Source organism: Nonomuraea sp. NPDC001684, from assembly GCF_053596515.1.
This window is the reverse complement of the sequence record NZ_JBSFGJ010000083.1, coordinates 16,967-28,260: the sequence shown is the minus strand read 5'-3', so window position 1 is coordinate 28,260 and position 11,294 is coordinate 16,967. Positions and strand designations below refer to the sequence as shown.

Here is an 11,294-nt window from a genome sequence, read left to right as displayed (position 1 = left end):
CACCTCCAGCGTCAGATCGGTCTTGGCGGTCCTGGTGCCGAACAGGCCGCGGACGTCGTACGGCACCTGGTTGATGGCGACCTGGTACAGCGGCGTACGTGCGGGGTCGCGCGGTGGGCGCAGCTTCTCCACGATGAGGGCGAAGGGCACGTCCTGGTGGTCGAGCGCCTCCATGGTGGTGGCCCGCATCCGGTCGAGGGCCTCGGCGAAGGACGGATCGCCGCCGAGGTCGGCACGCAGCGGCAAAACGTTGACGAACATGCCGACGAGCGGGCTGAGCTCGGGCAGATCCCGCCCGGCGACCGGCGAGCCGATCACCACGTCACTCTGGCCGCTCCAGCGAGCCAGCAGCGCGGCGAAGGCGGTGAGCAGCACCATGAACGAGGTCGCGCCGGCGGCCTTCGCCAAGGCGCCCACTCGTTCCGCCAGCTCGGCGGGCACGGTGAAGGCGTGGTTGGTTCCTGCGTAGCTGAGCTCGGCCGGGCGGGGCCGGTCGGTGGGCAGTTCCAGCGGCACGGACCCGGCCAGCCGGTCGGACCAGTAGGCCAGGCCCCCGTCGAGTTCTCCGGCGTCAAGCCGTGTGCGTTGCCAGGCGGCGTAGTCGGCGTACTGGATGGGCAGCTCGGCGAAGCGGGGCGAGCGGCCGGCACGCACCGCGGCGTGCGCTTCGACCAGATCCTCGGCCATGACCTTCGCCGACCACGCGTCGAAGATCGTGTGGTGGACGACGAGCACGAGCCGCCACTGGCCGCCGCCCAGCTCCACCAGCCTGACCCGCCACAGCGGCGCGCGGTCGAGCGTGAACGGCCGGGCCGCGTCGGCCGCGGCAAGAGCGGCCAGTTCCGCCTCCTGGGCGGATCCGTCGAGCCCGGACAGATCGGTGTGGGTCAGATGCACCGGCACCTCGGGTGCGATGAGCTGCACGACCTTGCCGTCGCGCAGTTCGAAGCGGGTGCGCAGCGGCTCGTGCCGCTGGACCACCAGCCTGAGCGCCTCCTCCACCGGCTTGGGGCCGGCGACGTCCAGCCGCTTCAGGTGGGAGATGGCGCCGATGTTGTAAAGCGGCAGGTCGGGCAGCAACTCAGTGAGGAACCAGATGCGTTCCTGCGCGTGCGAGGCGGGAAACTCGTCCTCTGTCATGGCGTCTCCGTCAGGTGTCGGCGTATCTCCCGTGTGATCGGGTCAAGCGCGCTGACCTCGCCGATCGTGGCCAGCCAGTGCCACTGGTCCAGGGCGTGGTAGAGCCGGTAGAAGGCCAGGCGCCGCGCCCAGTCCTGGGGCAGTGCGCCGTATCCCGCCAGCAGCGCCCGGCGGCGCAGGGAGTCGTCGCGGACGGCGAAGTAATCGGTGCGCGCCAGGTCCATCAGCGGATCGCCGCCGAGCGCGTTCTCGACGTCGATGACGCCGGTCAGCCGCCACCGTCCGGCCTGCTCGGCGACCATGACGTTGCGTTCGTGGTAGTCGTGGTGCAGCAGGACGGGAGTCTCGCAGCCGGCCAGCAGGTGGCGATCGGCGTGGAAGCGTTCGGTCAGCGCCGTGTGCAGTTCCGGGTCGCCGCCGAACTCGGCGAACTGGGCGATCTTCAGTTCGAACTGGCCGCCGACGTAGGCGAGATTCGTCGGCTCACGCGGCCCGTCCAGGGGGCCGAACATGGGCAGTTCGACGCTGTGGATCGCGCGCAGTACCCGTCCCATGTCGTGGTAGAGCCGCTCGATCGTCTCCTCGTCAAGGTCGGCGGAGACCTGCGAGAGCGGCCGGCCGGGAACCTTGGTCATGATCAGGTATGCCTGGGGCAGGTCGTGCTTGGAGTCGTCGGCGCGCACCACGGCGGGCACCGGGGCGCCACTGCCGCTCAGCAGCTCGTAGACGTGCTGCTCCTTGCGCATGCGTTCGGTGAACACCCGCGGGTACAGCTTGAAGATCAGCTCACGTCCGCCGCTGCTGACCTCGTAGACGGCGCTGATCTCGCCGCCGGTGCGCAGCAGCACGCCGTCGACGGGCTCGCCCAGCAGCTCGCTCGCCTTGGCGGCGCTCAACGGCATGGTCAGCGCCTTGGCGAAGGCGGGCGCGCTCCACGCCAGGCTGACCGTGTTACCGGCGCGCGCCTGCAACGCCTGCGCGCCCACGAGGTCGTCGGGTTCCGCCTCAGGCACCTGGTCGTCGAACTGGGCCAGCACCGGGATACGCATCGAGACCAGCACGTGGACGGCGATGCCGAGGCCCAGCAGGATGTACATGAAAGCGAGGCCGCGTCCCTCGCCCACGCCGATCACCGCGCCGACGGTGGAGGCCAGCGCCCCACCTGGTGCCAGGAGCGGCTCCAGCAACAGTTCTCCGAGCGGTGCGACGACGGCCATGCCGACCGGCAGCGTCGACCAGGAGACCATCTGGTTGAACGCCGTGACCCGGCCGTGGAAACGTTGCGGCACCTTCACGTGAATGATCGTCATGAAGACGCCGTTGACGACAGAGAGGCTGCCCCACAGGCCGAACGCGCCCAAGCCCACCACCAGTGGCGAGGCGTACAGCCCCGTGATGACGGCGAACAGGCTCAGCAGCAGCGTGCTCAGCATGACCGCCCGCATCCGCCGGTGCCGGGGGCCTCCCCACAGTGCGACGAGCATGCCGCCGAGCGTGGCGCCCAGGCCGCCGACGAAGGAGATGAGCCCGGCCGTCTCCAGGTCGGAGAACGACAGCACCAGCGGCGAGATGGACATCAGCACCGCGGCCAGCATGATGTTCAGTACCGCGAAGTAGAGCAGCGCGGCCCGCAGGTGCCGGTTGCCCAGCGACATCCGGAACCCGGCCGCGATCTCGGTCGCCATCGGCTCGCGCCGCTCCAGGCCCAGGGTCGCGGGGAAGCGGATCAGCGCCAGCGCGACGAGCACGACGGCGAAACTGGCCACGTCGATCATCAGGATGCCGTCCAGGCCGATCCCGGCCAGCAGTGCGACGGCCAGCAGCGGCGCGGCGAACTGGGAGGTGCCGACCAGCGTCTGCACCACGCCCGCCGCGTGACCCAAGTAGCGCTTGGGCACCAGCTGAGGTAGTGCCGAGATGTAGGCGATCCGCTGGATGACCAGGGTGACCGACAGCGCCGCGGTGAGCGGGTAGAGATGCCAGGAGGCCAGGTTGCCGGTCCACAACAGCAGCCCGAACAGCAGTTGTACCCCGCCGGCGAGGCTGTTGCCGAGCGTCATCACCGCCCGCTTGCCCGACCGGTCGACGATCGCGCCGATCAGCGGCGCGACCAGAACTCCCGGCATGATCCCCAGGGCGATCAGCAGGGTGAAGCTCAGCAGAGAGCCCGTGGTGGTGTAGACCCAGATCGGGATGGCGAAGTCGGTGACCGCAGTGCCGATCATGGAGGCGAGCTGGGCGGCGGAGACGCTCAGGAAGCGCCGCAGACTGGGCGGTGGTGGCTCCTTCCCCCGCCGCTTCGAGGATGGGTCGCGCTGCGCCGGTGGGTGATCGTGCCTCTTCGGAGGGTGCTCGTCGGTGTGGGACGTGGTCTCCTCGATCCACCATCCCGCCGCCGGGCCCCGTGCGGAACGGCTCAACGCCTCGGCCGCCCCGTACTCCATGGCGATGTGCGTGTTCGTCAGGATCTGCGCCAGGTCGTCGGCGCGGTACTTCAGGTAGTAGTGGCCCGCCTCGTCCAAGACGACCAGCGCGTTGCTCGGCGACAGGAAGTGCCACTCCTTGTAGCGCTCGCGGTAGTAGTCGGTGGCCGGGTCCTGCTCGCCGACCACCGAGATGACGGGGGCGCGCAGTGGCTCGCTCCGTTCGGCCAGCATGCGTGTGAAGCTCTCCTCCGCGATCAGCGTGTCGCGTCGCTGGTTGCGGACCATGAACCCGACCTGCTCCTCGTCCAGGCCGGAGATGTCGTTGCCCATCGACTTCATCCGGTTCTCGTAGACGCGGTCGCCGCGTAGCCGGTCGGTTCGCAGCAACCTGCCCAGGGGCCCGGCGATGCGGCCGACGGGGCGGGCGAACGGGAAAATCGCCCCGAGGTAAACCGCTTCCGGCTCGCGGCCTCGTGCCTCCAGGCGCCTGGCGATGTCGGCGGTGACGGCGCCGCCGATGCCGCAGTGGCCGTACAGGACGATCGGCCCGGGTATGCCGTCGAGGATTTCCGTGACGCACTGGGCGATGACGTCTTCGAGCGGCATGACCGGCTCGTCGGGACGGCCGGGATCATGACCGGGGAAGGCCATGGAGTACAACGCGACCTCGTCGGGCAGCGCGTCGGCCAGAGGCTGGTAGACCAGGGCGCTGCCACCGCCGTACGGGAAGCAGATCAGGGTGAGCGTGGGAGCGGAGGACGAGCGCGTCAGCCGGTGCAGCAGTTGGCGCGGCCGGTCGTCCGACGGGGCGGGCCCTTCGATGAGCGCCGCCAGCATCCGCACGGTGGAGTGATTGAACAGGTCCATGACGCCGACGGAGCGTCGCTCGGCGGCCGCCTGCACGTGCCGCAGCCTGGCCACGGCCTGGATGGCCACCAGCGAGTGTCCGCCGAGCTCGAAGAAGTCGTCGTCCAGGCGGATGTCGGACACACTGAGCAATTCGCTCCAGATCTCGGCGATGGCGATCTCGGCCGGGCTGCTCGGCGCCGCTCCCTGCCCGCCTCCGGCGCCGGGACGCGGCGGCGAGGGCAGCGCGGCGCGGTCCACCTTGCCATTGGGGCTGAGCGGCAGCGCCGGCAGGAAGACGTACGCGGTGGGCACCATGTGGTCGGGCAGGAGCGCTTTGAGCGCCGCGCGCAGGTCAGCGTCGGGAACGTCGGTGACGACGTAGGCCGCGAGTCCGTCGCCGCCGGCCACCACCAGCGCCACGCGCACGCCGGGCTGTTCGCGGAGCACGGCTTCGATCTCGCCCAGTTCGACCCGCTGGCCGCGGATCTTGACCTGGTTGTCGATGCGGCCGAGGAACTCCACGGCGCCGTCACGGCGCAGCCTGGCCAGGTCGCCGGTGCGGTAGAGACGCGAGCCCGAGTAGCTGTAGGGGTCGGGCACGAAACGCTCGGCAGTCAGCGCGGGCCTGGCGTGGTAGCCCGGGGAGAGCTGAACCCCGCCGATGTGCAACTCGCCCGGCACGTCGAAAGGCACCGGGCGCAGCCGCGAGTCGAGGATGTGGATGCTGGTGTTCTGCAACGGGTGCCCGATCGGCACGCGGCTCTCGCCCGGGGCGCACCGCCATGCCGTCACGTCCACGGCAGCCTCGGTCGGTCCGTACAGGTTGTGCAGCTCGGCATGCGGCAGCCGCTCGAAGAAGCGGGCGGCCACGGCGGGCGGCAGCTCCTCCCCGCTGCAGATCACCCGGCGCAGCGATGTGCACGCCTCGACGCCGTCTTCTTCCAGGAAGAGGGCCAGCATGGACGGCACGAAGTGCATGGTGGTCACGCCGCTGCCGATGATGAGGTCGCGTAAGTAGGCGGTGTCGCGGTGGCCGCCGGGCGCGGCCAGCACCAGCCGGGCACCGGTGATGAGCGGCCAGAAGAACTCCCAGACCGACACGTCGAACCCGGCGGGGGTCTTCTGCATCACCGCGTCGGCGCCGGTCAGGCCGAATCTGCGCTGCATCCAGTCGAGCCGGTTGCCGATGGCCACGTGGGTGTTGGGCGCTCCCTTGGGGCGGCCGGTCGAGCCGGAGGTGTAGATCATGTAAGCCGGATGAGCGGGGCCCGCCGTGACGGGCGGCGCATGATGCGGCGGATCGACCGGCTCCGCCACGGACGGCCCGGACGGTTCCTCTGGAGCTACGGTTGCGATCCCGGTCTCGGGGAGCCGCTCGCGTACCGCATGCTGGGCCAGCAGCACGACGGCCTGGGCGTCGCGGAGCATGAAGTCGAGCCGGTCTCGCGGGTATTCGGGGTCGAGCGGCACGTAGGCGGCTCCGGACTTGACCACGGCCAGCAGGCTCACCACCAGCTCGATGGAGCGCTCGGCGCAGATCGCGACCCGGGTGCCCGGCCCCGCACCGCGTTCGCGCAGGCGGTGCGCCAGCCGGTTGGCCCGCTGCTCCAGCTCCGCGTAGGTGAGCCGGTGGTCGCCGAACTCCAGGGCGACGGCCTCCGGGGTGCGGGTTGCCTGGGCCTGGAACAGCTCGCCCAGCGTCTTGTCCGCCGGGTACGGCAGCCGCGGCCCGTGCGCGAGTGCCAGAATGCGGTCGCGTTCGTCAGCGGTCAGCATCTCCAGGTCCGACACGCGCAGGTCGGGAGCTTCGACGGCGGCGCGCAGCAGGGTCGCGAAATGGACCCCCAGGTCGTCGACGGTCGCCCCGGCCAGCACGTCGCGGTTGAAGACGAACACGCCGTCGAGCCCGCCCCGCCGTTCCGTGAGGAAGAGCTCCAGCTCGAAGGGGGCGGCCGTGGCCGCCATGGGGAACGGCTCGACGTCCAGGCCGGACCAGGCGGCGGTGTCCTCGGCGTAGCTCTGCAAGGTCAGCGCGACCTGGAAGACCGGGGTGCGCGAGGTGTCGCGTGTCGCTGCGAGTTCCCCGGTGAGCTGCTCGAACGGCAGCCGCTGGTGTTCGAAGGCGGCCAGCGTGGTCCGCCGCACCCGGGCGAGCAGCTCGGCGAAGGTAGGATCGCCCGCCAGGTCGGCGCGCATGGGCAGCATGTTGACGAACGTGCCGATGAGCTGTTCCAGCTCGCTGCGGGGGCGCCCGCTCACCGGCGTGCCGACGGCGAAGTCGTCCTGCCCGCTGTAGCGGCCCAGGAGCACCTGGTAGACCGCCAGGGCGACCATGTAGAGCGTCGCGTCGTGCGCCTTCGCCAGGTTCTTGGCCGCGGCCAGCAGGTCGGGGCCGAGTTCGAAGGCGCGGGAATCGCCCTCGAAGGTGGGCGCGGCTCCGCGTCGCCCGTCCAGGGGCAGGTCGATGGGCGGCACTCCGGCCAGCCGCTCGCGCCAGTAGGCCAGATCCGCCTCATCGGCGGGGCGGGTGCGCTGCCACAGGGCGAAGTCGCCGTACTGCACGGCGGGCTCGGGCAGGTGCTCTCCCGCGTAGAGCGCGCGCAGCTCCCCGGCCAGAATCTCCAGCGACCAGCCGTCACAGGCGATGTGGTGCACCGTCACCAGCAGTACGTGGTCGTCGTCGGCCAGCCGCACGAGCAGGGCCCGCAGTGGCGGCTCGGTGGCGATGGAGAAGGGTCTGGCCTGCTCCGCGCTCACCAGGTCACGGACGCCGGCCTCGTCCGCCGCGCTCCGCCTGCGCAGCTCGGTGCGGTCGGGAGCGGTCACCTCGACCAGCGGCCGTCCGCCGGCGTCGGCGGGAAAGCGCGTGCGCAGGATCTCGTGCCTGGCCACGACCGTGTCGAGGGCGCGCTGCAGCCGGTCGACATCGAGTCGGCCGCGCAGGCGCAGCACGAGGGGGATGGTGTACGCGGCGGTACCCGGAGCGAACTGCTCCATGAACCACAGGCCCTCTTGCGCGAACGAGAGAGGCACTTCGGCGTCGGGGGCGCGGCGCGGGATGCCGGCGGGCCTGGCGCCGGATCGGCGGCGCAGACGTTGCTCGACCAGTGCCCGCTTGGGGTCGGAGAGCGTCACGTCACTCGAGGAAAGCCCTGGCGAGGAGGTCACGCAAGCCTCTCTTTCTGGCGGGAACGGTAGACCAGGACGCGTGGATGAACGCCGGATGTCGTACGGGTTCGCGGGCTCGGTGATGGATGAACGTATTCATACACACTTTTAAGTGTCAAGTCGATGCCAGGAAAACGGCGGCTGGAGAGAATTCTTGCTTTGGCGAGGATGTCCGGGCCCATGTACAGAGGTGGAAAGTTCGGGGTCTCATGTCCCGCGTTCCGCGGCTCGTGGGTATACGGAATCATCCAGTGGGATGATTCCGCTGGTAGAGCCCTTGTCGAGGATGCGATCAAGCGCTCCGAGCCGAAAACGCGGTCACCCGGCCCGCCAAGAACTACTACGGTGGGCTGTGCTCTTGTGATTCTGTGTAGTCATGTATTTGCGGTTCACCCAGCGGGGTAACGCGGATGCGGCGAGTGTGCGGTATATCGCGCTCGCCCGTCATCGTCGGGTTGGCGGCAAAGTCAAACGGACGTCTTGTTGAATCTGCCGCAGGCAAGAAGCAGGCATTCGAGTGCTGCTGCCCGGACATGAAGGAGACGAAGTCCCTGACGAAGGCGCCGCGTGAGTAGCTGCCGCCGCTGCCGGCCAGGTCGCGGCGAAAAGCCGTGCGGAGCAGGTTGCGGTATTCCGCACCGTCGATCTTCCCGTCGTCATCGGCGTCGGTGGCGTACTCGTGGCGGTGACGCGTCCGTCGCCGCCGCTGTCGAGAGCGGTCTGTAGCTCGCGCCACCAGGTGGCGTACGCCTGAAACAGCTGCTCCTCGTCCTGCGCGCCCAGGTTGAGCCGCGTGGCGATCTCCCTGGCCATGGCGGCCAGATCGGGCCAGCGCAGGCAGCCGTCGCCCGTCTGGTCGAGGACCTCGGTGAAGAAACTGTCGGCAGATCGGACCGCACGGTCGTCCTCGTCGGAGGCGGGGTGAGCAGCCGTACCAGGGCGCGCGGCCTTGCCGGTCGGGCGGCGTACGGAGGGCGGCGCTCAGGTACGTGGACCGCATGAGCGTCCGGGCTTCCGGCAGGTCGGGCAGGGCGAGGCGCCGGCTGAAGGCTTCGGGGAGCGAGGCGGTGGTGATCGCGGCGGACTCATGGAGGACGCCGCCGAGCCGGTCTCGTCGGCGTACATTCAGGTCGATGATTCGCTCTGGATCCGTGATCGGATCGGGGACGGTGCGCAGTCGGGCTGTTGGTTCAGGGCTTAATGCGCTCGGTGCTGGTTGTAGAAGTGTTTGTACCCGCGCAGGGCGTGCCGAAGGTGGCATTCGCTCCATACGAGGCAGCGGTCGAGAAGCTCGCGGCGGCACGACTGCACTCGCCGCTCCGTGATCGAGTTCATCCGCGGTATCCGAATGCCGGTGAGCACCGTCTTGATGCCGGCCGCGGCGAGGACGTCGTCCATGAGGGCCGGGAACTTCCCCTCCCTGTCTCGGAGCAGAAACGCGCCCGGCAGCCGACATCGTCCAGATCCATCAGGTTCCTGATCGCTTGGGTGACCCGGTTTGCGTTCGGGTGCGCGGTGGTGTCGGGCACGCAGATGCGCTTGGTGGTGTGCTTGATGAGCGTCAGGACATGCCGGCGTTGCCCGTTGAGGGTGACGGTTTCGATGAAGTCGCAGGCCGGCATGGTGTCGGTTCGGGGGCCAGGAAGTCGGCCCACGTGGTGGAAGCCTGCTCGGGCGCTGGATCAAGATCGGCCTGTTTGAGGATCTCTCAAACGTTGGACGGTGCCATTTCGATACCGAGGGTGGTGAGCTCACCGTGGACCCGCGGGGAGCCCCAGCCGGGGTTCTCCCGAACCAGACGCAGGACGAGAGAGTGCGGATGGAGCGGACCGTGCACGGGCGGCCAGACCTCTTCGGCCGGCAGATACGGGCATGGTGCTGTCGTATCAGATCGCGGTGCCAGCGCACGACGGGGTCCGGGCGGACGAGGAGCCTCAGCCGTGTAGGGCCTCGCGGGGCAGCGCAGTCAGGAGCGCGGCGAGAAGGGTGTAGGGCGTCAAAACTCGCGTGCGTGGGTTGAGCTGGGGTTTCTCCGACGTAGCCGTGCGACTCGGCGGTACTCGTTGATCACTCCTCCGAGTACTTTGTTGCGTTCGATCCGACCTTCCATGGACACCACCGTCACCAGGCGTGCGCCCAACGACTCACCCGATCAAGACGAACAGGCACGATTGGGCCAGTGCCGCGAGAACGGCTCGGTCGGCCCAGTCCGGCTTGGGGCGTCCGATCTGGCGTCGTAGTACCGCCACTTCGTGACGCAGCACCATGATTTCCGCGTTTTTCGACGCATGACTGCGGCCCAATGACATCAGCCAGCCGAAGAGTCGCAGCGTGATGAGGTAGAGCAGGCGGACAAGTACAAGACGCGACCTGTGTCTCACATCTCGGCTGGCACGGACAGCTGTTGAAATTCCTCCCGTGAGACTGGGCCGCCGGCGAAATCTGACACTGCCGTACGACCGAGGATGACCGGAAGATCTGCCGGCGGTTGACGGTTGCGCGCAGAGATCACCGCTCCGACGACTCGTCAGGCAAGGCGCTCCGCAGGTGCCTGGCCATCGTCTCGCTGACCGGGACAGTGGTGGGCAGTTGGGGCTCGTCGAAGTAGCGGGACTTGTACCGGCGCAGCAGTGACTCCCCGTGCTCGGGCCAGGAGAAGCCCTTCTTCTTGAGAAGCTTGCCGAAGACCACGCCGGCATTGTCCGGGGCGGGGTCGGTCAGGAGCCGGATGGCCGCGGGGGAGATGTCGTCGCCCCGCAGGTAAGAGGTCAGGGTTTCGCGGTAGCGGCGCCGGTTGATCAGGAGCGGGTCGGCGAAGAGCTCCTGGAGGAGACCGAACTCGAGGTAGAAGCTGATTCCTGTTTCCGGGTCGAAGTGGATGGCCACCGTTTCGGCGTCCAGCACCTCCTCGGGATAGGTGAAGCCGGGCAGGGGGAAGGTGTTGCCGGGCTGATCCCGGTCCATGCAAGCCCGCATGAAGGCATCGTGTCGCGGGGCCACGTCGTCTCCCGAAACCACGATGTATTCGGTGCCGTACAGGTCGAGGAAGACCTCTCGCTGTGCGGCGAGCATCCGGCGGGCGGTGGCGAGCTTGTCCGGGTTGCGGAAGACCAGCTTGGGGTTGCGCAGGCCGATGTCCGCGGCCTGGGTGAGGAGCTGGTCACGGGCGTCGGCGGGAAAGAGGCTGATGTGCGCGCTGACCAGCCAGTCCTCGCCGAGCGGCACCAGGCGGCCGATGAGGAACATGCCCCTCTTGATCGGGCGGAACGCGGACTTGCCCATGTTGGACCGGGCGCGATAGGTGAGCTCGTCCACGAGGTTGAACAGGACCAAGGCGTCCTGTTCTTGTCCCTGGACCTCGAAGATTCCTTCGACCACGTCCCTCCAGCCGAGGAGCATCGCCCGCTCCTGCGGGCTCAGGCCGGGGTGGGCGCGCAGGAAGCGGTCGATGACCGTGTCGCCGGAGGCCAGTCGGTGCTGCAGGGCGAAATGATCGACGATCATGCTGGCGGTCACCTCGCTGTCGGCGAGGTCGTCGGGACGGCTCCGCTCGAAGGCTTCGTCGAGTTCGCGGGTGAACTGGGGTGAGAGGGCGAAGTTGACCAGCCGCTCCTTGAGGGCCGCGGCGTGCTTGATGGCGTCCATGACAGCGCTGTTTCTTTCTCGAGCCCGTGCTTTCGCCGGGCTTGTTCGGTTACTGTCCGACACCTG

General features: G+C 68.9%; 4 protein-coding genes. All 4 read right to left on the bottom strand.

From position 1 onward, the window contains the following. The coding region (locus tag ACWCSD_RS17905) for a condensation domain-containing protein (protein ID WP_449916130.1) at positions 1 to 1,140 on the bottom strand (1,140 nt) is incomplete at its 3' end. Next, entirely contained in the window at positions 1,137 to 7,550 is a 6,414-nt protein-coding gene (locus ACWCSD_RS17900; RefSeq protein ID WP_397162007.1) for an amino acid adenylation domain-containing protein, read from the bottom strand. The genes ACWCSD_RS17905 and ACWCSD_RS17900, both read right to left, overlap by 4 nt. 1,230 nt (positions 7,551 to 8,780) lie before the next feature. After that, the gene (locus tag ACWCSD_RS17895) at positions 8,781 to 8,981 is read right to left on the bottom strand and encodes a hypothetical protein (protein ID WP_397162006.1); all 201 of its coding nucleotides are present in this window, start codon (positions 8,979 to 8,981) and stop codon (positions 8,781 to 8,783) included. A gap of 1,110 nt (positions 8,982 to 10,091) precedes the next feature. Continuing rightward, on the bottom strand, positions 10,092 to 11,228 hold the full coding sequence (locus ACWCSD_RS17890; RefSeq protein WP_397162005.1) for a hypothetical protein: 1,137 nt from the start codon (positions 11,226 to 11,228) through the stop codon (positions 10,092 to 10,094). Between the last annotated feature and the right edge of the window lie 66 nt (positions 11,229 to 11,294).

Excerpts from the sequence above, each read along its gene's own strand:
- ACWCSD_RS17890 (WP_397162005.1), bottom strand. The coding sequence starts at position 11,228 with ATGGACGCCATCAAGCACGCCGCGGCCCTCAAGGAGCGGCTGGTCAAC.
- ACWCSD_RS17895 (WP_397162006.1), bottom strand. The coding sequence starts at position 8,981 with ATGGACGACGTCCTCGCCGCGGCCGGCATCAAGACGGTGCTCACCGGC.